The organism is Oceanobacillus arenosus (assembly GCF_003369575.1).
GTDB lineage: Bacteria > Bacillota > Bacilli > Bacillales > Amphibacillaceae > Oceanobacillus > Oceanobacillus arenosus.
Genome location: NZ_PIOC01000019.1, coordinates 49,819 through 75,654, shown reverse-complemented (window position 1 = coordinate 75,654; position 25,836 = coordinate 49,819). Strand labels below are relative to the sequence as shown.

The window sequence follows — 25,836 nt, the reverse complement described above, 5'->3', positions numbered from 1 at the left end:
TTCAACTCCCCTTATCTTTCAATCGCTACTCTTCTGTTTTCCCAAACTGCCACATTTACTAGTGATTCTGGCTTTTCCCCTTCCAAAACCTGTAATACTTGTTTTGCCGCAGATAAGGACAGTTTGCGATTTGTTTCTTCTGTTATCCCAGCAATATGTGGGGTTACAATGACTTCATTAAGTGAAAAGATTTCATCCGACAATTGTGGCGGTTCTTCAGGAAACACATCGATCCCTGCACCAGCAATTCTTTTCTCTTTAATGGCCTTCACTAATTCATCTTGATCAATAACCCCACCTCTAGCACAATTAATTAAAAATGCAGAAGGCTTCATACTATCAAGAATCTCTCTATTAATAAGATGATGCGTATGTTTATTATGAGGCACATGGATAGAAACATAATCCGATTTTTCACTTAACTCCTTCACGGAATCACATTGCGTTGCACCAGCACTTTCTATCATTTCATTCGAAATGACAGGATCATAAACTAATAATTCTACTCCAAATCCGTTTTTCAATATTTTTGCAAGTGTTTGGCCAATAAAACCAAAACCAATAATACCAATCGTTTTTCCTGAAAGTTCTGTACCAATTTTTTCATTTAAAAATTGTTCACGTGAGACCCACCCTTTTTTCCGGAGTTGTTGTTCACTCGTTACAATCCGTTTCCCAAGTGCAAGCATTAATCCCACAGCATGTTCCGCAACAGGTAAGGCTCCAACACCAGCATTATTCACGACTGGTATGTTGTGTTCATTTGAGGCATTGATATCAATATGATCAGAGCCCGTACCGCTCGTAGCAATTACCTTTAGCTGTGGAGCAGCTTCGATTAATTCTCTGTTTACACCTGCCGGTAAGCGGACGATTAATCCGTCTGCATCTTTCACCTTTTCTATAACATTTGCATTTGGAATAGGACTATCCATTGGTACTTTCTCAATCTGGATATTTCTTTCTGCTAGAAACTCTTCCCCAGCAGAGTGTAACATTGCATTTAAAATAACTACCTTCTTCATCCATCTATCCCCCATCGATTTAGTGCATTATATTTATTCCTATTTCATTAGCGATTTCATCTAATTTCCTTTTAATCATTTCAGGTAGTGGTATTCCATTTTCCAATCTATCCTTCTGTAATTTATTTTCTATTTCTCCAGGAAGATAGATTTCTTCAGTATTTAGTGCAGGCGTACTGTTTTTAATTTCAGTAATGATCCTCTCTGTTCTTTCCTGGAAAACGTCATAATCAATAAATGCAGAGATATCAAGGGCAGTAATTAAATGTCCTACTCCAAACCTATCTAATGTTTCCCCTTTATTATCTAGAATGAGAGATCTAGAAATTTCCCGAGAAACAAGTGAACCACTAAGTGCTCCAGATAACAATTCATTGATAAGAGATAATCCATAACCCTTTGGTCCTGAAATTGGTAAGGTTATTCCGTCGAACGCCTCTGCTGCATCCTCCGTTGGATGCCCTTCCTTTGTTAATGCCCAACCAGGAGGAATAGATTCTCCCTTTTCCGCCATCCCTCTAAGTTTCCCTCTCGCAATAGGGCTTAGAGCCATATCAAGAACGATAGGGTCCTCCTTCGTTGGCACAGCAATTGCTAATGGATTATTTCCTAATACGGGTGTCATTCCTCCAAATGCTGGAAGGATAGATGGTGTATTGGTAATTGTTGTTCCGATCATTTTATTTTTTGCAATTTTCATAGAGTATGGAGCTGCTGCACCAAAATGATTACTATTTGTTACCGTAATATAAGCTAAACCAAATTCTTTCGCGCGTTCCACAGCTAAATCCGCTGCATAAGCAGCTGCAATCCCCCCTAATCCATTATCTGCATTTACCCGAACAATAACATTTCTATCATGTTCAATCGAAACGTTCGGCTGTGCATTAATGTCTCCTTTTAATATTCCTCTCACATATCTTGGAAGTAAATTAATCCCATGCGAATGTACTCCACGTACATCTGCTTCTACTAAACAATTGGCAATCGTACTTGCATCATCAGCACTCACACCGACTTTTTGCAATGATCTTTCTGCAAATGAAATCAGTTCCTTAGCAGGTATTAAACTACCCAAAGCAATTCCCCCTTTTATTAAAGTGAAAGTGGATCATGTTCGACCTTAATTTCGATAAATCTTGGTCCAGATGAATTTACAACCTCTTTTAACGTATTCTCTATTTCTATCTCATTTTCAACTTTCCATGCATTCCAGTTCATCGACTTTGCGATTTGATAAAAGTCAACATTACCAAGAGCTGTACCAATTGCTCTTCCAGGGAATAGCTTATCCTGATGAGCTTGAATGGTTCCATACCCACTATTATTAATCACAACAACAACTACATCACTCTGCGTTCGACCAATAGTTTCAAGTTCCCCAATCGTCATCATAGCACCGCCATCTCCAGCAATACACCAAACGGGCTTATCCGTACCCGCGGTAGCTGCACCTAATCCAGCTGGAATAGCGTATCCCATCGCTCCATTTACTGGTCCTAGATAAACTCTATTTCTATCGAAAGGAATATACCGTAGTAACCAGTGCGCAAAGTTTCCTGCATCACTTGCTACAATTGCATCATCTGGAATCCATTTATTCAGTTCTTTGAAATGAACATCTTTACGAGACCTGTTTGCGTCCATTTTTACTGTACTTTCCATCGTGGAAAGATAACTATTACGTAAGTTGGTTGTTCGTTTCATCCTTGCTTCCTTATCAAATATCGAATTATTTTCTTCTAAATAATGAAGGAGTGAACGTAAAAATTCGAGCTCGTTAGACGGAATATAGTTTAAAAGATTATTCCCTACAAAACGAGTTGTTCCCGCTTCAAGGTAACTACAGATTTGAAAAATGTCTGCTTCTTCAGGAAGTCTATTTCCTCCGTTAACGTTTATATCTTCTAGCATATTTCCAAAGCCAAGAATGAAATCAGCTTCTCCGACTGTATCACTGGTTACTTTTGGACCACCTAATCCTAACGATCCAATATAATTCGGATGTTCATTTGAAAAAGAAGAAAATCTTCTCCAACCAGTAATCACTGGAACACCTAATTTTTTAGCAACTTTCCCTAATATTTCTGCTTTTTCCCCGCGAACTGCTTCCATATTTGAAATGATGATAGGTGATTTCGACTGTGATATTTTTTCTACAATTTGTTCTGTTATATTTGCATAGGATACTGTACTTACATGACTTGGTAAATGTGGAAACTCAGTTACATCTGTTTGTTCTCCTAGTACATCCGTAGGTAATGAAATAACTACAGGACCTGGTTTTCCTTCCATAGCAATCCATTCCGCTTGTTTTAAAATGGCTGGTAATTGAGCCGCGGAAGATACATAAAATACTTCCTTAGAAATCGGTTTAAAGAAATCCTCATGAGCAACCTCTTGAAAAGAACCAGTTTTATATCTATCCCTAGGTACCTGCCCAATCATTGCTATCATTGGCGTTCCATCATAGTACGCAGTCTGTATTCCAATGGATAAATTACTCGCACCTGGGCCTCTTGTAGCCATACATACAATAGGCTTACCAGTTATCTTCGCGTGAGCTTCTGCTGCAAACGATGCCCCAGACTCATGTCGAAAAGACAGAGTCTGGACCTCATTACTATCATATAACGCATCAAAAATATGCAAAAAACTTTCTCCTGGTACATTAAAAAAATGTTTAATATCTGATTCTTCCATCCACTTAACGATAAGTTGGCCACCTGTTAGTTTCTCCATACTTTCACTTCCTTTAGCCTATTCTTTTTCTATGGTTAATTGACAACATTAAAACCTTTAATTACCTCTTCTGCGAAACGATAACCATGTCCCGGATTATTATTCAATTTCAATTTTCCATCCTTGACTTTTGGTCCACCTTCAAACAAGTCATCCCACCAATTTGGAATATATTCTGCTATCGTTCCATTCGGTACCGCTGCCATTAAGTGCAAACTCATCTCGGTAAATGTGTGTGATGAAACTGGAAGGTGATACGTATCTGCTAATTGTGCAATTTTAAGAAACTCGGTTGGCCCTCCACAACGCATTAAATCTGGCATGAGAACATCGGCAACATTGTTCGTGATAAGTGGTTTAAAACCTTCTCTCGTATAAACGGTTTCACCGGTTGCTAATGGAATATTGATATTTTTCCTAATTTCAGCAGTTCCTCTAATATCATGAATATTATTCGGTTCTTCAAACCAATAAATATTGTATTCCTCGATTGCATTCGCAAATAGTATCGATTGATTCACCGTCCATGCTTGATTTGCATCTACCATAATCTCGAAATCTTGCCCAACATTTTCTCTTAATTGCTTCACTCTTACCACATCTTTTTGCCAATCTTGTTGTCCTACTTTGATCTTATAATGCGTGTGACCTTGCTCTTTATAGGTCGTCGCCTCTTCAATTAATTCACCCATGCTATAGGAAATCCAACCACCAGTGGCATATACAGGTACTTCATCTCGGAATCCGCCCCAAAGCTTGTAAAGTGGCATATTCGCTTTTTTACCAATAATATCCCACAAAGCTGTATCAATCGCTGACATTGCCATTACTGGTGGTCCAGTTTGTCCAATAAAATTAATTCTCCACCACATGTCATTCCAAATCTTTTGTACATTAGATATGTCTTTTCCTTTAATACTCTCTAGTAAATCAACCACCATTGCCTTAGTTGCCTTCGCCTGATTCGGATTAAAGCAAAATGCATAACCAATCCCTTTAATCCCCTCCGCTTCAATTTCTACAAGTACATTTTCAATTCCTAAGAATTCGTGAATTCCTGTAGTTAATGGGCGTTTGAATGGAACAGATACGTGATGAATGCTATAATTTTCTAATTTCACAGTATAAAAGTCCTCCTTTAGTATTTTAAACAGCAACCTCATACTGTCGAAGTTCCGTTTCAACTAAAACTTCGAGATTAACCACTAATACTCTCTTTCTCAAAAGCTACCTGTTGCATCTTTTTATTCGAAATCCATTCGATGAGAAAAACTGCCACAAGAAGACCTAAACCAATTAATTTAAGTAGAACCAGTGGCCAAGCCATTAGTACGGTCGACAAACCAGCAACGATTCTAAAAAGCCATGCAACTTTTTTGACAAAAAAACCTTGAGTAAATACAACTAGACCAAAAATTGCAAAAATAGCAACAAAAACACTAAATATAATATCCCATGCACTTCCAATAAGTAGTAATCCATTTGAATATACAAATAGATAAGGGATGACAAATCCTGCTAAACCATATTTACAAGCCGTTATAGCTATTTTAATTGGATCTGCTTTCGCAATACCACTAGCCGCGTATGCCGCAATTGCTACTGGTGGGGTAAATGCAGAAAGAATTCCAAAATAGAATACAAATAAATGAGCTACTATTGGTTCAAGTCCCATCATAATCAGCGCTGGGGCAACAGTTATTGCAAGGATTAAATAAGCTGCAACTGTAGGGAGTCCCATTCCTAAAATTATAGAGGAAACCATAGTTAATAATAATAATACAAGTAAGCTTCCATCAGAAAGTTGAACAATGATTCTAGATAGATTGGAACCAAGTCCTGTTAAATTAAACACTCCAATAATTATACCTGCAGTAGCTGTAGCCAAAGCTACAACAACGGAACTCTTTGCCCCATCCTCTAAACCTTTTATAATTTGCTTTAGACTCATTCTTGTTTTCTTTCTAATTACAGTAACTACAAAAACAGCAACAATACTCCAAAATGCAGATCTCATTGGGGAAGATTGCTGAATCATCAAGAAGTAGAGAAGTACTAGGATAGGAATAAAGTGTATCCACCCGTCTTTTAGAACCCCCATTAATCTAGGTGTTTCACTCCTAGGTATTTTCTTGACTTGTTCTTTTACTGACTCTATATCTACATTCAAGTAAACTGCTAAGAAATACAATATGGCTGGGATAGCTGCAGCAAGCATTATTTCCACGTAAGGTCGCCCAATCATCTGTGCCATGATAAACACAGAGGCGCCCATTACAGGTGGCATAATTTGCCCACCAGAGGATGCAACTGATTCAATTGCACCCGCTTTATGTGAAGGATAACCCACTTTTTTCATCAGAGGGATTGTTAGGTTACCCGTACTCACAACGTTTGCCACTGCTGTTCCATTAATACTTCCAAATAAAGCACTGGCTATAACTGCAATTTTAGCTGGTCCACCTCTAAATCTTCCGAAGATCGAATTTGCTAGATCAATATAAAATTTCCCTCCACCAGAGACTTCTAAAAATGCCCCTAAAATGAGGAATATAATGACATAGCTTCCTGCAATCATTAATGGAGTACCATATATTCCTTCTGTATATAAATAAAACTGTTGGACCATCTGTTCAAGGGAAAATCCACGATGAGCAAAGATACCTCCAAGATATGGACCTACCATTGTATAAATAATACCCACACCAGCAATAATAGGAAGTGCCCAGCCCATTTTTACCCTGGTCGCATCTAATACAATCAGAATCATAATCAATCCAAAAAACATATCCATTGGGCTAACAGAGGTTATGCTTCCAGTTCTAAACATATCAACAATAACGATATACAAACCAGAAGAAATCGCTAATACTAAGAGTACAATTTTGTAGGAATGGTACCACCATTTTTTTCCTACATTATTTTCCCAGGTCATTGTGTATAAAAGTGTCAATGCAAAGAATAAGTGAATGGCCGACTGTTGCATTCCTGGAAACACTCCAAAAAAGGCTGTATACATGTGGAACATACTCATTAACACGGCAACAATTAATATGATTTTTTTCATTTGTCCACCTCCGCAAATTTTATTGAGTATTTCGAAGTGAAGGAATTATACATTTATTTATTCTTTCAATCCATATTTTACATACATAGTTAGTTTTATAGAATTCATTCGGATTCCACTTCAATCCCTTGTTCTTCCAAATATTTAGCTGCCCCCTTATGGTAAGGGATCGTAACCCCTGTCGTTGCATTTTCTAAACTATAAAAGCTTCCTTGTGCATGGATCCCTGCCAGACGATCAGTTGATTCGTAAAGAAGTTTGGATAAATCATAGATTAAATCTTCATCCATGTCTGCACTTGTTGCAATCACTGTACCATATGCAATGGTATTATAATCTTCTTCTAATGAATTATAAGCTCCAGCATCTACTGTCGCTTTAAAGAAGTATGGTCTATCTTTTACAATTGCTTCCGCTTTATCATCATCAATTGGAAGGAAATTCAGATTCATTACAGCATCCAATTCCATAATACCTGGTGTTGGTGCACCTAGTGGTGAAAATACTGCATCCACGTTTCCATCACGTAGGTTATTAAAGTCGTCCGCATTGCTTCCATCTACTGGTGTCCAATCCTCAATTCCATATGCTTCCATTACTAAATATGCCATCGATTCTGACGTACTCCCTGGTGCCCCTTTACCAATTCTTTTACCTTCTAAATCTGCTATTGATTCAATTCCATTATCTGCATTCGCGATAATTTGCAATTCTCCAATATGTCCACCACTTATTGCCCGTAACCCTTCAAAGCGTTCATCATAGAGTTCACCACCACGATAACCAAAGTGCGCTTGCTCTGAAGTTAAAGTAGCTACTTCAATTTGTTGTTCCTGTAACATCGGTACGTTTTCAGCAGATGATCCAGGAGCGGTACGTGCTGTTGCTGTAACATTTTCAAGTTCTTCAGTCCATATATCCGCTAATGCTCCTCCAATTATATGGAAAGTACCTGAAGCACTTGAAGTACCAATACTAACAAAGATTTGTTCACCATTTCCACCACTACTCTTTCCACTTTCTCCTTCTGAAGATGTACTACTAGAACCGCAAGCAGCAATAACTAGAGCAATACCTACTATAAAAAGAACACTTAAAAAACGCTTAAATTTCTTTGTCATAATTATATTTCACTCCTTGAATTTTTAATATTCCGTCAACTAAAATTAGTATTCTACTTACTTATCTCTGTTTTATAGCGCTTGAGCCTTTCCTCCATCAATATTGATAGCAGTACCAGAAATATAGGAAGCTGCATTGGAGGATAAAAATGCGATTACATTTGCCGCTTCTTCCGCTTCTCCAATTCTTCCAAGAGGAATGCCGTGTTTTTTAAGAGATGAAAATTCATCCCAAGAAAGTTCTGAATGCATCCTTTTCCACTTTCTTTCAATTTGTGCACTCCGTATTAAACCAATACAAACGGTGTTAACTCGAATATTATATTTTCCTAAATCTTTGCTTAATGCTTTCGTGAAAGCTATCCCCGCTGCACGCGAAACAGATGTTGGCATGGATGCCTCGGGCGGGGTTTTCGCCATGGAAGCAGTCACATTAATGATGGACCCATCATTTCCCTTCATATAAGGTAGAGCTGCTTGAGAACAATTTATAGCAGCAAATAGCTTCAAATTTAAATCTTCTTCAAAAGAATCTCCTTCAATTTCTTCAAAGGGAAGCGCCCTTGATGTGCCAGCGTTGTTAACCAAGATATCAACTCCACCAAAATGATTAGCAGTTTCTTCAACTAAACGAGTACATTCTTCTTTCTTAGAAACATCTCTAGATTGATAGAAAACATCTTTTCCTGTAGCCTCCTTTATTTGATTAGCTGCATTTCTTAGGTCATCTTCATTTCTCGCAAAGATGGCCACATTAGCCCCTTCTCTCGCAAGGCGCATTGCTGTTGCAAAACCAATCCCCTTACTTCCACCAGTAATAATGGCTGTTTTTCCTTCCAGTTCTAGATTCATTTCCTTTCACCCTTTACTTATGGATTAATTGTTATAGTTTTAATGGATGTGAAAAATTCCATTGCTGCTTTTCCCTGTTCTCTCGAATGCGAACTGGAGGCCTTCATTCCTCCAAATGGAGCCTGATATTCAACCCCAGTACTTTCCCCATTCACTCGAACCATTCCAGCCTCAATTTTGTCTACAAAATGGAATGCCTCTTTTAAGTCTTTAGTAAATAGGGAAGAGCTCAATCCATATTTCACATCATTCGCTATAGCCACTGCTTCCTCTAGTGAGTCTGTTTTAATTAGAGCAAGTACTGGTCCAAAGATTTCTTCTTGTGCGATTGTCATTTGATTATTTACTTTTTCAAATACAGTCGGCTCAATAAAATATCCATTTTCATGTTTTGCATCATTTATTCTTTTACCACCAGCTATTAAACTAGCTCCTTCTTCTTTTCCTTTCTCAATCATTGTTAATACATGATTTAACTGTTTTTCAGAAACAATTGGTCCCATAAAGTTATCTTCTAACCCGTTACCAACTGTAATAGCATTTACCTTCTCTAGTACTTTGTATTTAAATTCATCATAAACAGAACTTACAACAATTGCCCTACTTGTTGCAGTACATTTTTGCCCTGTGGAATTCATGCTACCATTTACCGTTAATTCCGCAGCTAGATCCAAGTCAGCGTTTTCTGTTACAATAACTGGGTTTTTTCCTCCCATTTCAAGCTGACATTTTGCACCGCGTTTATTTGTTTTTTCCGAAATTATATTACCAACTTCATTAGAACCAGTAAAACTAATCGCGTTCACGTCTGGATGGTCACACAATGCATTTCCTATTACAGACCCACTACCATTAACAATGTTGATAACACCTGCAGGTATTCCAGCATCTTTTAAGCATTCTACAAATTTAATCGCTGTAATCGACGTTTCAGATGCAGCTTTTAAAACAACGGTATTCCCATATACTAATGCAGGTGCGGTTTTCCAAGCTGGAATAGCGATTGGAAAATTCCATGGCGTAATTAGCCCAACTACACCGATTGGAACTCGTTTAGTATATAGCATTACCCCTTGTTGACTGGATGGAATAACGGACCCTAGCTCTCTCGTGCCTTCCGCTGCAAAGTAGCGAAGCACATCTACCGCTCTTAATGTTTCACCTTTTGCATCCTTTAAGGTTTTCCCCATCTCTAGTGTTAGTGTACGAGCAATATCATCTGCTCTACTTTCTAAAATATCTGCCGCTTTTCTCAAGAATTCTCCACGCTTCATTGGAGATATTTCTCTCCAAGTTACGAGTGCCTTCTTTGCAGCTTGAACTGCTTGATTTACATTTTCAATAGTAGAAGACGGTACTCTACCTACTACTTGGACCGCATCTGCTGGATTTGTAATTTCCTTCACCTTTTCATCGCTTGATGGAATCCAACTCCCATCAATTAAATTGTAGTAGGTTTTCAAGTCTGTTTTTACAGTCAATTTCATAACCCCTTTCTATTTTTAAATAAAAATTCTGTTATTTTAGAACGGAGTAATTTCTCCTTTAAAAGAAGCAATGATACCCGTCTTCTTCAATTCTTCAATCTCCGCATCGCTTAAACCAAGTACACTTGATAGCACCTCATCTGTATGTTCACCTAGTAATGGCGGGGCATATCTACTTGTAATATTCAAATCCGAAAATCTCATTGGATTTTTCGTTACTTTTACTTCACCTACAAATGGATGTTTAAGAACTTCCACAGCATCTCTTGCTTGTACTTGAGCGTCATCAAATGCTTGTTCTACGGAATTCACCTTACCAGCTGGAATCTTGGCATTCTGCAATAAACTTATCCATTCATCCACGGTTTTCATCATCAAGATGGCTTGCAACTTGTTAACTAACTCTTCCTCATTCTCTTTCCGTCGGTCATTTGTACAATATTTTGGATCGGCTTTCCATTCGGGATGACCAAGTACATCACATAACTTTTGGAAAAGCCCATTACTACCCGCACATAACATAATCGGATAGTCCCTCGTTTCAAATACCTGGTACGGCGTAACGTTATTATGACTATTGCCTAATCGTTTTGATATCGTGCCAGCATTCAAATAACTACTTGAAACATTCGCTAGGCTACTAACTTGAATATCTAATAACGATAGGTCGATATGCTGACCCTTATTTGTTAAATCTCTCATTCGAAGTGCGGCTAAAATAGAAATGGTTACATAGTTTGACGTTAATATATCCGAGATTGGAACACCTACTTTGGTTGCCTCTCCATCCTTTGGACCAGTTACATCCATCAATCCACTCATAGCTTGAATAACAGGATCAAATCCAGGGTCACTTTTATATGGACCAGTGTGTCCAAACCCTGTAACAGAGCACATGATGATTCGATTATTAATCGACGCTAGATAATCATAGCTCAAACCTAATCGTTCCAATGTGCCTGTTTTAAAATTTTCTACTATAATATCTGATTGCTTCACTAAATCTAAAAATGTATCTTTTCCCTTTTCTTTCTTTAAATTTAAAGTAATAGAGCGCTTATTACGATTTGCTGAAAAATAATAAGTACTCTCACCATTTACAAAAGGCCCCCACTCCCTCATGCTATCGGATCCTTGTGGTGGCTCCACTCGAATGACATCTGCTCCGAGATCCCCTAAAAGCATTGTTCCTGCTGGAGCAGCATAAACACGAGATAAATCGAGTACTCTAATACCATCTAAAGGTTGTTTCATTACAACCATCACTCCAATCTACTAAAACATCTTCCATATTAAAATCACTGAAAATTTGCCTTTGTTTTATCTTTCACTGCCTGTACTCCAATTTGATAATCCTCTAACTCTGTCACCAAGCCCATGGAGGAAGAAATCATATCTAAAGAAGAACGTAAACTCATATTTCTACTTTGATATAGGGCTCTTTTCGTTAATCGAATGGCTTGCTGTGGACCCGTAACTAGTTTTTCTAAATATTGATCAGTAAAGGAATCAAGCTCTTCTTCCGGCACAACAAATGTAACTAATCCCATTCCTTTTGCCTCTTCTGCTTCAACCACTTTTCCTGTCCAAAGCATATCCAATGCTTTATCTACTCCGACTAATCGCGGCAAGTAGTATGCAGCACCATCTCCTGGAACTAGCCCTACCTTCACATAACTTTCGGATAACTTTGTACCCTCTGCTACGATACGGATATCACACATTAAAGCCATATCTAGCCCCGCACCAAATGCAAGCCCATGTACTTTTGCAATGACCGGTTGATCGATTTCCTCTAATAATAATGGAATTCTTTGTATTTTCTTCCACAAGGAATTCTTTCTAGAAAGCCCTGAACTTGAAATATCGTTTTTGCTTTTATAGAATCCATTCCCTGCAATCATTTCCTTTATATCGCCACCAGAACAAAAAGCTCTACCATTCCCTGAAACCAACACAGCCCGAATATCATCAGAATCTCGAATGGTCTCCAGTGCTTTTATCCAATTTTCAACCATTTCTCCACTAAACGCATTTAAACTTTCTGGACGATTTAAAGTAATTTTAGCTACCTTATTTTCAACAGTAAAAAGTAAATCAGACATTTGATCCTTTATCCTCCTTATTTTACAGGTTCCTTTTGCTCACTTCTCGTAATGAATTCCCATAGACTTTGAGAACAATTATTTAGTACACGATTTGCCAATTGCTCCGCCCAATGATTTTCATCTCCAAAGTCCTCTCTCCATGACCAAAGTCGTCTTGTTAATTGGTGAAGTTGATGTTCATGTGTTACCCCAATCGCACCATGTACTTGATGGGCAATCTCACTGACAATGCCAGCAGACTCATTTACTTTTAATTTTGCATTAGCAACTTCCTCCTCATAGGATCCTTGTTCAAATGCACTGATTGCTTTATTACTAATGGTTAATGAAGCTACCGTTTCTCCAGCAATTGTAGCGATATACTGTTGAATTACTTGAAGTTTAAATAGTGGTCTACCAAACTGTTCTCTTTCTTTGGCGTACTGGATGCTTAGGTCTAAAGCTTTTTCTAATGCGCCACTCATCATTACTGCTTTTGCTAATGCACCTAGCAACATTGTTTTCTTCATAATCTGATCTTTATCGATTTGATAGGTATTATCCAAATCCATCTTTACCTGGTCAAAAATAACTGTATCCATCGGCTCTCCAGCCAAATTAGAACTTTGTTGGATTTCTGCTTTTTCTAAAGGCAATAAAGCCATTGTATTTTGGTTATTCATTTGACCAATAACCAAAATTTTATTTGCAAATCTTCCCCAAGGTACATTTTCTATCGTTCCATTTACTAGATAAGCCTCTTCTACCTGTTCTATTTCCAATGTATTGTCTTTCATTGAGAAAGTTAGAGGTTCGAATAGCGGGCTTTCTCCTTGGTCTGCTAACAGCCAGTTTGTTATGAGTGTTTCAGCTAATGGGAGAGGTAGGGAAAACTTTCCAGCTAATCTTAAAATATGAAAGGCATCGATATAATCTCCGCCAGTACCACCAATAGAGTCTGGTACAGCAATGGTAGTAATCCCCGATTCAACGAGTACATTCCATAAATCTTCTGGCCAAACACCTTTTTCAACAGTATCGACAAGTTCTTTTGTACATTTATCCTTTAAGATTTTTGTTGTAGAATCAATGATTAGTTCGTGCATTTCACTCATCCGGCAACCATTCCCTTCGCTACGATTCCTCGTAATATCTCGTTTGTTCCTCCTCTTAGTGTGAAACCTGGCGCATGTAAAATTGACTGCGCTAAATACCTTTCAATTTCTATGTCTGATTCCACGGAAGGGACGCTTGAAACAAGTAATCTTGCAATTTCCGCAACATTCCTCTCAAACTTGGTACCTAAATCTTTTACGAGTGCAGCACTAATTCCAACGTCCTTTCCTTCTTCTAAGTACTTGGCAACACCTAATGACATAAGTCGTAAACTAATTAAACTCGTAACTAATTTCATCGCTTCTTTTAGTCGATCCGTGTCCTTGTTTTCTTTTAATAAACGGACCAATTCTTCTAGCAATGGAAATGTACTTAGGATTCGTTCTGGGCCGCTTCTTTCATAAGCTAATTCAGCCATACTTTGTTCCCATCCATTTCCTTCTGTACCAATTAGATTCCCTTCTGTTATGTAAACGTTTTCAAAAAATACTTCATTGAAATGTTCTTCGCCTGTTAGGAATTTAATTGGTCGAACGGTTACACCAGGACTAGAAATATCTACTAGCAATTGACTCATCCCTTTATGTCGATTTTTCGGATCTTTTTTTTCTGTCCTACATAGCACAACCAAGTAATGGGATTGATGCGCACCACTTGTCCATGTCTTTGCACCATTTAAAATCCATCCACCTTCTACTTTTTCAGCCCTTGTACTGATAGAAGCTAAATCAGAACCTGAATTCGGCTCACTCAGTCCAATAGAGAAATAGCATTTTCCTTTTACAATCTTCGGTAGGAATTCTTGTTTTTGTTTTTCCGTTCCAAAACGAAGAAACAATGGACCTGTTTGTCTATCAGCAAACCAATGCGCTGCAACCGGAGCTCCAATCGCTAGCAATTCTTCTATGACAATATACCGTTCTATAGCACTTCTTTCAGTACCACCGTATTCTTTCGGCCATGTCATCCCAATCCAACCTTTTTGTCCTAATTTCTCAGAAAAAGCTGGATCATAACCACTCAACCAAGAATCACACTTTGACTCAAATGTCCCCTTTTCTTTCTCTTCTTGTAAAAACGATCTAACTTCATTTCGAAAAACTTTTTGCTCTTCTGTAAAATCGAAAATAGGTAATTCTAACTTATTCATTTATTTACCTCCACTACCGTTAAACGGTGTTTAATATCGCTAAAAGGTATTTCATGTATATTATACTAAATCATCCAACCAGAAAAATCAATAGGTATTTTCTGAATATTTATATTTTGATGATATTTATAAAAAATCCTTTGCATTCAAAGTTGATAAAAAATGGTCTGATCATATAAATAATACGGTTAGTTATGGTGTCATGATTTGTTGATGCTTATAATTACAAAAAAGCATGTAGAGAAGCTTCCCTACATGCTTTTTATTCTATAAGTCCCTGTTATTAAAATTCTTTGCAATCTCTTGTATCACAGGAATACCTTTTTTCTCTAATGAATCAAACATTATATTAGTGATAGTTGCATACGTTAATAATTCTTTCAAAGCTTTTATTCCCAATCCTCTCTGGAGATGTATAAATAATCAGCGTTTGCCAAAATACGTTTTTTTAAATGAAATATTTAAGTATAGCAAAACGGTAACCAATATTTAACTTTCTCATATCGGCATAGGATAATCCTTAATTAAAGACCGCAGAAATTGAATTATTACTTTTTCAATATAATTTTTTTTAAATCTATTTAGGGGCCACTGAACAATTCACCAAACAGCCCGAATTCGTTTTATGAGTGAGTGATATAAATGGCAAGTCAAAAAAGTTCCAAAAAAGGAGGCGCAATTTGCGCTCCGTGTTCATTACGATGTTTTGTAGGGTAATTACCGTTTCACTTGTTTGTTGAAGGCACGTCGAAATAAGTCCCATCCCATAGCGGCGTTTGCCTTCCTAGAATTTGGCTTTTTTTGATGGTCGACCAAGGACAGGTCCGCTAAGACGGATTCCTTTTTCCATACAGTATTCTCGATTATTTCGATTGCGATAGATTTGTTTGATCAGCTAGAAATATTTGAAATTCAATGAAATGCAAAAATAAGTTAGCAAAAAATTACGACCTATTATTTGGAGGTATCTCAATTTCTATCCCCTAAGTAGATACATTGTTGTATTTCGGTTATCTAACTAAAATCCCCTTAACTTACTTGTGATACGCTTTGATACGCTTCACCGTGGTAATTTAAGAGAAAAAAAGGAAGGAGCGAAGTAAAAACCTCTAACACACCTCTACCCCCGTAGCTATTTCGAGTACTTTCGCATAGGCAATAATGTGAGTACCGCCTCGAACGAGTAAGTAACCTATCACGATTTAATTAGGTTTACTGGAAAATGACTTAAATTTACTCATATTTCAGTTAGATTGCAATACTCAATAATAATTCAGGAAAATGGAAACTATTTTCCTTCTTTTTGAATAAATAATCCTCTTTCATCAAAAATAACAATGTTGATAATAAATAGTCCCTGTTAAACGGGTATTAATAAAAAAAGGAGATGAATGGATGAAAGATCGAATATTCAAGTGGTTATTGGTTGCCGGGTTTTTATTTTGTTTTCATATAACAGATGTCATGACTGTTTATGCGAATGAAGAAACCTTGGTAAATGTATCGCGGCAATTGTCGAAAGAGGACATACGAGATGATCCAGAAGCAGATATTCCTGACCTTAAAGGAGGATCTGAAAATCCCGAGCGGGAACGTCAGCAGCCTGTTGACCTGAGAGTTTTACAACAACGGTATCCAGATATATTTTTCTTACAAGGTCCCACTGATCAAAAACGAGTTGCTTTAACTTTTGATGATGGTCCTGACCCACGTTTTACAAATGATGTATTAGATGTATTAAACCAGTACAATGTAAAAGCAACATTCTTCATGTTAGGTTCAAGAGCCGTTGCTAATCCTAAAATTGTCAAGCGAGTTCAAAACGAGGGGCATGTAATCGGAAACCATACGTACTCCCATCCTAACCTTGTCGAAGAATCCGACCTCAAAACCTTAGAGCGGGAAGTAACCAGAACGGAAGATGCCCTTAACGACATTATTGGTTACCGGACAAAATTATTTAGACCACCATATGGCTTCTTATACAATGAATTAGTCGAAAAGCTTGGCGAAATGAATTATTACGTAATTGCCTGGTCAGTTGATTCGTTGGATTGGCAGGAAGACCCGCCGGAAGTTATTGCTTCGAATGTATTAGACAATATTCATCAAGAAGCGATTATTCTCATGCACGATGGGGCAGAATCGGGTGGAGATCGAACCAATACAATCGAATCGCTTCGCCAAATTATCCCGGCACTGCAAGAGCAAGGCTACGAGTTTGTCACAGTTCCAGAATTGTTGAATATTCCATTTAAGAAATAGAAGGTATCTCTTCTATTTCTTTTTATTACTGGTTTTATCAAATTTCCAATCCAAAAATGGTCTACCTTCTATCTAAAAATGTACCCTATATATAAAAATTAAATTAAAGGTTTATACGCAGAAATCGCCGGTAGGATGGGATGTACCAACAAACGGTGTACAATTATGTCCGAGCCTATTGGACTTATGTATTAAAAGGCTAGTTCCCTTAAAGACATGCAGTTAGTCGCTTATAATAAGGAAAGTGAACCTAACCCTGTGTCCCGCTTTATATACTATTCTACTTTCTTAAGATAATCTTTCGCAAATGGTACTGAATGGATTGATAAGTAATTGTAGATTTATTAGTTGGAGTTCACCAAACCACAGGAACTTCCGATATAATTAATACAATGATATTAAAGGAGAGGTTCTATATGGCAATTCAACCTAAATTCCAGATTGGACGTAAATCCCAGCAATATATTGCCTCAAAGAAATTTACAAATCGTGAAGGACCAAGAACAGTATTTTCAGATACAATTAAAGATATCAAAATGAGAGGTATAACTGATGAGGATTTTGATGCCATCATGTATTACGGTGTTGGTGGAATAGGGAAAACAAGCTTACAGAACCAATTAAAAAAGGATCTATTGGAACTTGAGCCGAACGCACTATATTCTACCGTTGATTTTAAAGATACAGCATTACATTCACCACCTAGGGCACTTCTCGAGCTTGTAAGAGAAGTCAGCTATAAGCATCGTATCCAATTCCCTCATTTCGAAATTGCTTATTCTATTTATTTTTACAAGCGAAATCCGGATATATCCTTTAATGAGAAGAAGCTTCCATTTGAAAAGGAATTAGGAATCGTGGCAGACATTATTGGACAACTTGATGGTCTTGGAATGGCAGGAATCGTTTCAGGGATTGTTGGAAAGGTGTATGAAACAAAGAAAAACTGGAATTTGGATAAAGAAGTAAAAGTGTATTTAAAGGAATTGGAAAATGTTTCTGTTCAAGAAATTGAAGAACAGCTTGTTGCATTTTTTGCTTTTGATCTACAAAAGGCAATCAATAAGCATCAGATTCCTAATACAGTTATATTTTTAGATACGTTTGAAGCATTATGGTCAGGATTAAGCAATAAAGCAGTGGTTCACACAAAAGATAAATGGGTCCGGGATTTGATTGGATCTTCACCCAATATTTTGTTTGTCATTTGTGGTCGTGAGTATTTAGAATGGGAAAAATATGATTCCGACTGGAAGAAGATTATTAAACATCAGATGATAAACAATTTTGATGACAAGCATGCTTCCCAGTTTCTCGAACATTGCGGTATCGAAGAAGAAGCGATACGTCATAAAATGATTACATCAAGTGGCGGTTATCCATACCATCTTGATTTATCCGTGGATACTTATTTTGAGATGAAAAATCGTGGTGAGCAGTTAGACTCGAGCCGATTTGGCTCTAATCACCGAGAGATTCTTGATCGATTCTTGCAATATTTATCGGATCAAGAGATTGAAACATTAAAAATCATGTCTATCGCTCGATTTTATAATAAAGACCTTTTTCAACATTTACTTACCGAACATCCAACAGGATATGCGGTAACAAAGTATGATGATTTTAATAAGTTTTCATTTATCACAAGTGAATCTGATAAACGATTCATTCATGCACTTATGCGTCAAGGAATATTAGATTACTCGAGTAAAGATTTAATAAAAAGTGTACATAAAACATTGGCCGACTACTATGCGGGAAAATTTGCATATGAAGAACTTGAAATGGATCAGGAAAAAGAAATCGAAACGTTACGTGAACGAATCTATCATCAAAAATCCTATCTAACGCAAAGGCAATTTATCGATTGGTTATCAGGAGAGATGCTTCCAACATTGAAGAAGTTGCAACTTCGCGGAGAATCACGTTTCCTAAGAGAAACATTATCCGAATTATATAGAGAGCTAGGTGCAAAAGGTTTGGGAATCTCTCTTATGCAGATTTTAATTGATATGGTGCATTTAAATGGAGAGTATGAACAAGCCATTGCGATGATTGATGAGCTGTTTGAAGGATCGGATACGGAACAAATTTTAGAATCACAACAAGCTTGTCACCTATTCATTCGAAAAATCCATCATCAAATGTTTTCACATCCTGTTGATCCGCTTATTCAAGAACTATTGGAAATAGAGCCTATTCTTGCTAAAAAAAACTGGCCAAAAGAGTACAATGAGTTGATCTTTATGCTTGGCGGAAACTTAGGTGTTTTATCTGGGAAAGTGACTTTCAGCAGGAGATGGCTAGTAAAGGCAATTCGTTATGCGGAAGAGAACAATCAAATGAACTATTATTGCCGCGCTCTAAGGAAATATGTTGATATTCTAAAGATAAATGGGCATATAAAATGGGCAAAGGAATTTTGCGAAAAAGGAATTCGTATTGCAAAAGAAAATGGTTATGAGCGATACGGTGCGATTTTAGTTGTAACACTTGCAGACCTTTACCGTATGGGAAATAATTATCCTCTAAGCGAGGAACTGTTAGAAAAAGGAATGGAAATGATTAAACGGGTTGGAATTAAAGGATGGATTGGCCATATCCATGGGTCCTATGCAGAAATGTATTTTCAAAAGGGAGAATACGAAAAAGCAGCAGAAAAATGGCAGGAAGCTATAACAATATACCGTAGCATTAATCTAAAATGGGGCTTGATTGTTGGCGCTATTGGCCTTGAAAGGTGCAGGTTACAAGGCGCCGAGATAGAATCCATAGATCCAATGGAAAAATGGCTTGAATTGGCAAACGTTCTTCATTACCGAAGAGAACAGGAATTTATTGGTCGAACAACTAGAGGCGAAATGGGTATTCTTGCCTTGCCGTTTTTATAAAGCTAAGATTGAGAGGAGAATGAAAGATGGAAATAGATATTTTAGGATATTGGGGCGGCTACCCAACAAGGGGTGGAGCTACTGCGGGCTACTTGATTACGACAGATGAAGGACGTATCCTCTTAGACTGCGGCAGTGGCGTGATGAGCAAGTTATCATTAATTTCAAAAGCCGAGGAACTATCTGGCGTTATTTTGTCCCATTTACATTACGATCATATGGCGGATATTGGTGTCTTGCAATATGCGATGAATGGCGCATTACGAACAGGACGAGCAGCTGACAAGATAAAAATATACTCCCCTGCTGAACCGATCAATATGTGGGAACAAATTCAAAGTGCACAATCGATCAATATTCCAATAGAACAAGAAAAAACATTAGAAATCGCAGGAGTACAAATCGAATTTCATCATGTAAATCATACGATCCCTTGCTATGCAGTGAAGTTTACTTACAATGATAAAATATTCGTTTATTCAGCTGATACAGAATATATCGAGTCATTAGTGGATTTTGCAAAGGATGCAGATATTTTTATATGTGAAGCTACCATTTGTGAAGGAAGTACCCATACGGTTGGAACTGGACACATGGACGCAAAAGAAGCTGCCCTCATTGCAAAAAAAGCAAATGTAGGCAAAGTCGTTTTAACACATCTTCCATCGGACGGAGATTTCGATTTAATGAAACGTGAGGCAAGTGAAGTGTTTGGAGGAGAAGTATATTTGGCAATGGAAGCTGAGAATCTCAAAGTTTAAGCAGGTCCACAGGGACAGGTTTATCGTTCCTTAGTTAACCAAAAACTAATTGGGACAGGGAACCTGTATAACTTTAGGAGTTATTTTACACTTACTTTAAGCGCGATAACTTGCACTATAGTTAAGAAACCCAGCTTATCTTCTCATGAAGATAGCTGGGTTTTAAAGTTGAAGATGCAAAATAGCTCTTAAAATATACGCAATTTACCGGCGAAAGTGACAGTTTTTGTTTTGTAAAACGCATTATTTAATGTATAAAACAAAAAAACCTCTCAGATTATTTAAATAGCTTTCAGAGGTATATATATAGTATATTTAACAAATAAGCATAGTATATTCGCTGTATATTTTTTTCATACATGATGTAAGAATTACCGTATGGTGACATAAAACGTTCACTTAGTTCGCATAAGTAAATTCTTCACTAATTGTTCTTTATCGTTTTATTTCTTTTTTTTGTTCTTTAACCTTAAACAAATAAAAAATCAACATTGCTCCTCCAAATGCTATTAGTAAAGCAATAGATAAGTGATAAATATCCTTAGTTACTTCCAATAATTCCATTGCATAAAGAACTATGAAGGTCCAAATAGCTGTAAGTAATATTCTCATTTTTACCACCCTTATTTAATAAAGATCTAACCATCCATCATTTGGCCTTTTATCGCGTTTATCAATCTGTTTTGCAATTTGCCCTCCCACATCTGCATATTCAAGAGCAAATGCTACTGCAACTCCAATATATGAAGCTAACTTCGGTGCCCCCATGCTTTTATTTTACTTGTTACAGTTTTAGTAAAAACCCTTCCTGCTTCTTTTTTCCCCACTTTAATAATAAAAGCCTGAATTGCACTAACAGATCCACGGGGATCCACTGGGACAGGTTCATCGTCCCGTAGTTAATCTAAAAACTAATGGGGACATCAAAAGTTAGAGTTTTATATTATGCAGCTAATTGGTTGGTGTGAATGCGGTATTGAACTGGACTCATACCTGCCAATTTTTGCTTGATACGCTTGTTATTATAATAATCGATATATGCTTCAATTTTCTCTTTCAATTCTTCATATGAACACCGTGCTTTTCCATAATACATCTCTTGCTTTAATAATCCAAAGAAGTTCTCCATGGGCGAATTATCTAGACAGTTTCCTTTTCGTGACATACTTTGGAAAACTTTGTTTTTCTTTAGGGTCTTTACCCATTTTTTGTGTTGATAATGCCAGCCTTGATCCGAGTGAATTGTTGTTCGATACTTAGAGCCTTTTACGATTCCTAGAGCTTCATTTAAAGGTTCCATCACAAGTTTTAAATTTGGACGCTTACTTATCCCGAACGAAAGAATTTCACCGTTAAACATATCCATTATTGGATTTAGATATAATTTTAGTCCGTCAGTACATTTAAATTCTGTGATATCTGTTGTTAACTTTTGATGCGGTACATTTGTGTGAAATCGGCGATTAATGCGGTTTTTCGCTACTTTTCCAACAGTACCTTTGTACGAACTATACTTACGTGTTTTTCTCCAGAACCTATTGGATTTAAGTCCTAATTTCTTCATGATACGTTGAACTTTCTTATGATTCACTTTATATCCACGGTTTCCCAATTCTAGATGAATACGACGGTATCCATAATTTCCGTTATTTTCATCGAAAATGGATTGGATAAGCTCTTCTAGTTCCTGATCTTGATTCTCATTCTTCATCATTTTTATGTGATAATAGAAAGAGGATTCAGGGATACCGACTATGTGTAAAACATCTTTTAATTTGAATTCTTTTTTGAGTTCGAATGATAACGCTGCTTGTGCTTTTCGAGATAACCCTCCGGATCCATCTGAAAAGCTCGCAACTTTTTTAGGTATTCTACCTCTAAACGAAGAAGCTCGTTTTCTCTTTCCAGTTGTTCGTGCGTCATTCCTGTAACATCTGTATGTTTTTTTCTGTTGTTCTTAGCTTTATCAGACATAGGAGGCCGTCCTTTCGGTTTACTCAGGGCTTCAGCTCCACCATCCAGAAAAATTTTCTTCCACGAAGAAATTATAGGAGGATTTGTGAGCCCAAATTGAAGGGCTGTTTCCATTTCTGAAGAACCTGTTCTCTCCATAAAGCTTAATACATCCAGCTTGAATTGAACAGTATAAGTTTCCTTATGGCTCTTTTTCATTAATCCTTTCTCACCAAACTCCTCATATAATCTTACCCATCTTCCAACCACTGATTTTGATGTTATACCATACTTCTTAGCTAAAGGTCTAATTCCTAAATATCCTTCTTGATACTCTTTAACTACCTTTAGTTTTAAACTATCACTATATTTTTTAGACATAATAAACACCCCAAAAGTTAAATTTATACTCCAACTTTTGGGGTGCACCACAAACCTGTCCCCACGGTCTTTCTTTATAGAGAGAATCCAAAAGATCTCTAACTTTTGAAGATTTCCAAACAAAAGGGCGTTGAATTTCTGGAATTGCAACTATATCTTCCTCAATCCAACCTAGTAGTATACTCACTGTACTATTGTTTACATTGTAATTAGACAAAATATCACCTCGAATATTAAGTTAAGCAATCTATTAAGTACATTCTAACCTGTCATTTGAAAGTTGACTTAATTTCATAAGTACTAATTGAGCTTAATACGATTTCACAAAGTGCAAGGCAATTCCTCAAAGAAATATCTAACAAGGTTCTAATTACCTCTCCCCCCCAAATCCATCCAAATAAACAATATCAATCGTGAACGCATACCGCTCATACACTGCTCCGTCCTCATTATCTTTCATAACGAGATAATACGTTTTCCGCTTATCATACATCATCGATTTAAAGACAAATTTTTCACGCGTTGTACGTTCTCCTGCCTGTGATGATCTGTTATCTGCAATGATGATGTTCTCATTTGATACATGAACACCATCTTCATCTACAAAATATAAGGTAAAGCGTCTAGGAAGGCGCTTATCTTCTACTTTCTCCGTTTGGAAAAATTCCAAGTAAGTTATTGTATTGGTAATTTTCCTTGTAGGTGTCGTTAACTTCAAATCCACCCTTTTCACCTGATTTGCTGATGATTTACTCCGGTCATTCTTAAATGTAATGACTGGTACAACAATCTCTTGAAGCATTGCCCCGCCATGTACATAATTAGCACCTGCTCCTTGAACGGCAAAGCGATTTACCCCTTTAGGAACGGTCACAAATAACTGCTTGTCTTGTGTAAGAAGATAATCCATTGGGTAGGTTAACGTCCCTTCCATATTTCGCGGTTTCTCTGATAGTGAAAACCTTCGTTTCGTGATGACGGATTCCTCTGCTTTATTCGGTAGTTTTTGACTGTTATCTAATGGGTTTCGTTGGTACAAAAATCCGTGATCTGCCGTAATTAAGATGTTCGAAGCACTTATGTCCGTAACAAAACGATTGACTAACAGCCGAATATCATTTATTGCATCTTCAGCAGCATCAAAGACTTCCATCTCAGTTGCAGCATTATCGCCACGTGCATCAATCGTATTATGATAGATGTAGACAATCCTTTTACCATGAACGGTTTCCCGTAATGTTGCTCGGTTCATTCCCACAATATCCTGATAATGAATAGCTAATGAATCACCAACCGTTTGAGCTAGAATTTGCTGACGATTCTCTTTGCCCGCTGTGTTCGTTCCATCTATGACTACACTGGCATCATCCGTATATTCCATCTGTTTATACGGTAAAAGAGATGCCATTCCTAGTGCTGTAAAGGAGGGCAAGATCCCTTGGATAGCGGTAATAGTTGTGGATGCCTTTCTTTCGTTATTTAAAACGTCCATTAATTCTTTCGCAATTTCATAGCGTAGTGCATCAGAAATAATGACAAATACACGTTCCTCTTGATTTTGATAGGCCTTGATCCAATCCAAATAAAAATCTTTCTGCTGCGGAATACCAGCAATCGGCCAAGTAGAATCATTTGACCTTTCCAAACTCTGGGACCATTTGATTGCTAATTCTTCAACAAAACGGTTTGTATAAAGTTTCTCCAGTTTTTCCCGTAGTGGATGGAGACGATTGTTTATTTCTATTTGGTCATATGCAATGTAAAATTTCCGATATGCTGTATCTATTACATAATAATCATTGGCATAGCTTTCAAACATTTGATTCGTTGATTGCTCTGGAATGAAATAATCCATCTCATGTAACTTACGTATCAGTTGGACTGCCTGATAAATTGCCTCATATTCCTGTTTAAATTCTGGATACCAGTGCAGCCTTCTTCTAGTTAATATAAGTTCTGAATAATAATCAAAATGACTTAAATCACCCATCAATTGCTCGACTAAAAATTGAATGATCTTCTTATCAAAGATTCGAAACGCATCCATTTCCACTAGATCGTTCACATCCCAATGATCGATAAAGTCATTTACTCGTAAGCCTTCCGCAACTTGATCCGCTAAGTCATTGTATAGTTCCCGGTCTTCTCTATGGTTCATCCATTGATCCATAAAAACAACAACATTAGTAGGTCTGTTGCTAACGCAATTCTTCCAGTTTTCAGGAAAGGTTATGGATTGATTTTGTTCAAAGAGATATGTAAGAATAAAGAAGGTCAACAGCGATTGTAATGATTTATCCGTTTCTGTATAGCCATAGTATTTTTCGACGAGCTCCCAAAACGTTACTTCATTTCCATACTTGCTGATATTTTCCATCACCGTATTGCCATTTTCTTTAAATTTCTGAAATAATGTTTTCACGATGTCATCCATATTATTAGTAGGACTTTTACATAATACAGCTAACACCGTTAAATCAATCGCTTCCTCCGAATGAGACATCATATCGAACTTACGAAATGCTTGGAAACGTGCTTTATTATTAAAGAATGTTTTATAGCCTTTAAATGTTTCCCTTAACGCATCATCTGTAATCCCTAACTCTCTCATCGTGACGGTTGTTTTGTCAGTGGCAAATTCATAGCCTAATTTAAACTGATCATATAGCCAATCTTCACGTGGAAGTGGTCTAGACCTATTTGCATAGATAAGGAAATGTGACGTCGGGTCGTTTTTTTCCAGTTCATATTTTGTTGCGAATAAATTGTTTTCTGTTACTTGCCATTTCCGAACATTTTCTAGCTGTATGTCATCAATATCCTCTGTAAATTCCCCGTCCTCGTCATACCAGAAGACGATATGGCGCTTTCTACCATTTGTTAGTTCTTTATTAAAAATATCTTTTAATACACGATGAACTTCTCCTAATTTCATACC

Annotated in this window: 21 protein-coding genes and 1 pseudogene; 3 read left to right on the top strand and 19 right to left on the bottom strand. The window is 37.1% G+C overall.

The window, feature by feature from the left end:
• Positions 1-11 precede the first annotated feature (11 nt).
• The 13 genes and pseudogenes from CWR48_RS13500 to CWR48_RS20845 all read right to left on the bottom strand — a co-directional run.
• A complete protein-coding gene (locus CWR48_RS13500) occupies positions 12-1,025 on the bottom strand; it encodes an NAD(P)-dependent oxidoreductase (protein ID WP_170140771.1) in 1,014 nt (337 codons plus the stop codon).
• Between the two features lie 19 nt (positions 1,026-1,044).
• Entirely contained in the window at positions 1,045-2,103 is a 1,059-nt protein-coding gene (locus CWR48_RS13495) for an Ldh family oxidoreductase (RefSeq protein ID WP_170140770.1), read from the bottom strand.
• A 17-nt stretch (positions 2,104-2,120) separates the two neighbouring features.
• Positions 2,121-3,767, bottom strand: a complete 1,647-nt coding sequence (locus tag CWR48_RS13490) for a thiamine pyrophosphate-binding protein (protein WP_115773773.1) — start codon at positions 3,765-3,767, stop codon at positions 2,121-2,123.
• Positions 3,768-3,802: 35 nt separating this feature from the next.
• Complete coding sequence (locus CWR48_RS13485; protein WP_170140769.1) at positions 3,803-4,888, bottom strand: mandelate racemase/muconate lactonizing enzyme family protein; 1,086 nt, start codon at positions 4,886-4,888, stop codon at positions 3,803-3,805.
• 77 nt (positions 4,889-4,965) lie between these two features.
• Complete coding sequence (locus tag CWR48_RS13480) at positions 4,966-6,834, bottom strand: TRAP transporter permease (protein ID WP_115773771.1); 1,869 nt, start codon at positions 6,832-6,834, stop codon at positions 4,966-4,968.
• Between the two features lie 104 nt (positions 6,835-6,938).
• The gene (locus CWR48_RS13475) at positions 6,939-7,955 is read right to left on the bottom strand and encodes a TAXI family TRAP transporter solute-binding subunit (protein ID WP_115773770.1); all 1,017 of its coding nucleotides are present in this window, start codon (positions 7,953-7,955) and stop codon (positions 6,939-6,941) included.
• 72 nt (positions 7,956-8,027) lie between these two features.
• Positions 8,028-8,807 carry an SDR family NAD(P)-dependent oxidoreductase gene (locus tag CWR48_RS13470; protein ID WP_115773769.1) on the bottom strand — a complete coding sequence of 260 codons (780 nt, stop codon included), beginning with the start codon at positions 8,805-8,807 and terminating at the stop codon, positions 8,028-8,030.
• Between the two features lie 17 nt (positions 8,808-8,824).
• Positions 8,825-10,288 carry an alpha-ketoglutaric semialdehyde dehydrogenase GucD gene (gucD, locus tag CWR48_RS13465; RefSeq protein ID WP_115773768.1) on the bottom strand — a complete coding sequence of 488 codons (1,464 nt, stop codon included), beginning with the start codon at positions 10,286-10,288 and terminating at the stop codon, positions 8,825-8,827.
• Positions 10,289-10,330: 42 nt separating this feature from the next.
• Positions 10,331-11,548, bottom strand: coding sequence for a CaiB/BaiF CoA transferase family protein (locus tag CWR48_RS13460; RefSeq protein WP_115773767.1), 1,218 nt, complete (start codon positions 11,546-11,548; stop codon positions 10,331-10,333).
• 44 nt (positions 11,549-11,592) lie between these two features.
• On the bottom strand, positions 11,593-12,399 hold the full coding sequence (locus CWR48_RS13455) for an enoyl-CoA hydratase/isomerase family protein (RefSeq protein WP_115773766.1): 807 nt from the start codon (positions 12,397-12,399) through the stop codon (positions 11,593-11,595).
• A gap of 17 nt (positions 12,400-12,416) precedes the next feature.
• Complete coding sequence (locus CWR48_RS13450; protein ID WP_115773765.1) at positions 12,417-13,496, bottom strand: acyl-CoA dehydrogenase family protein; 1,080 nt, start codon at positions 13,494-13,496, stop codon at positions 12,417-12,419.
• Positions 13,493-14,647, bottom strand: a complete 1,155-nt coding sequence (locus CWR48_RS13445) for an acyl-CoA dehydrogenase family protein (RefSeq protein WP_115773764.1) — start codon at positions 14,645-14,647, stop codon at positions 13,493-13,495. The genes CWR48_RS13450 and CWR48_RS13445 overlap by 4 nt, the downstream gene beginning before the upstream one ends.
• Positions 14,648-15,224: 577 nt before the next feature.
• A pseudogene (locus CWR48_RS20845) lies at positions 15,225-15,542 on the bottom strand (transposase); the annotation flags it as partial.
• A gap of 500 nt (positions 15,543-16,042) precedes the next feature.
• Here CWR48_RS20845 and CWR48_RS13435 point away from each other — a divergent pair.
• From CWR48_RS13435 to CWR48_RS13425, 3 genes are all read left to right on the top strand, one after another.
• The gene (locus tag CWR48_RS13435) at positions 16,043-16,912 is read left to right on the top strand and encodes a polysaccharide deacetylase family protein (protein ID WP_115773763.1); all 870 of its coding nucleotides are present in this window, start codon (positions 16,043-16,045) and stop codon (positions 16,910-16,912) included.
• A 416-nt stretch (positions 16,913-17,328) separates the two neighbouring features.
• Positions 17,329-19,803: a tetratricopeptide repeat protein gene (locus tag CWR48_RS13430; RefSeq protein ID WP_115773762.1), complete on the top strand. Its 2,475-nt coding sequence runs from the start codon at positions 17,329-17,331 to the stop codon at positions 19,801-19,803.
• 26 nt (positions 19,804-19,829) lie between these two features.
• The gene (locus CWR48_RS13425) at positions 19,830-20,564 is read left to right on the top strand and encodes an MBL fold metallo-hydrolase (protein ID WP_115773761.1); all 735 of its coding nucleotides are present in this window, start codon (positions 19,830-19,832) and stop codon (positions 20,562-20,564) included.
• Between the two features lie 435 nt (positions 20,565-20,999).
• Here the strand turns inward: CWR48_RS13425 and CWR48_RS20465 are convergent, their stop codons facing one another.
• The 6 genes from CWR48_RS20465 to pglZ all read right to left on the bottom strand — a co-directional run bounded on the left by CWR48_RS20465 (position 21,000) and on the right by pglZ (position 25,833).
• Positions 21,000-21,176 carry a hypothetical protein gene (locus tag CWR48_RS20465; RefSeq protein WP_170140768.1) on the bottom strand — a complete coding sequence of 59 codons (177 nt, stop codon included), beginning with the start codon at positions 21,174-21,176 and terminating at the stop codon, positions 21,000-21,002.
• 15 nt (positions 21,177-21,191) lie between these two features.
• On the bottom strand, positions 21,192-21,332 hold the full coding sequence (locus CWR48_RS20460; RefSeq protein WP_170140767.1) for a hypothetical protein: 141 nt from the start codon (positions 21,330-21,332) through the stop codon (positions 21,192-21,194).
• A 175-nt stretch (positions 21,333-21,507) separates the two neighbouring features.
• A complete protein-coding gene (locus CWR48_RS13420; protein WP_115773760.1) occupies positions 21,508-22,434 on the bottom strand; it encodes an IS3 family transposase in 927 nt (308 codons plus the stop codon).
• Positions 22,335-22,898 carry a helix-turn-helix domain-containing protein gene (locus tag CWR48_RS13415; RefSeq protein ID WP_115773759.1) on the bottom strand — a complete coding sequence of 188 codons (564 nt, stop codon included), beginning with the start codon at positions 22,896-22,898 and terminating at the stop codon, positions 22,335-22,337. The genes CWR48_RS13420 and CWR48_RS13415 overlap by 100 nt, the downstream gene beginning before the upstream one ends.
• Positions 22,891-23,085, bottom strand: a complete 195-nt coding sequence (locus CWR48_RS21215) for a DUF262 domain-containing protein (protein WP_425453898.1) — start codon at positions 23,083-23,085, stop codon at positions 22,891-22,893. The genes CWR48_RS13415 and CWR48_RS21215 overlap by 8 nt, the downstream gene beginning before the upstream one ends.
• A gap of 183 nt (positions 23,086-23,268) precedes the next feature.
• Positions 23,269-25,833 (bottom strand): BREX-1 system phosphatase PglZ type A, encoded by a 2,565-nt coding sequence (gene pglZ, locus CWR48_RS13405; protein WP_115773757.1) that lies wholly within the window; start codon positions 25,831-25,833, stop codon positions 23,269-23,271.
• Positions 25,834-25,836: the final 3 nt, after the last annotated feature.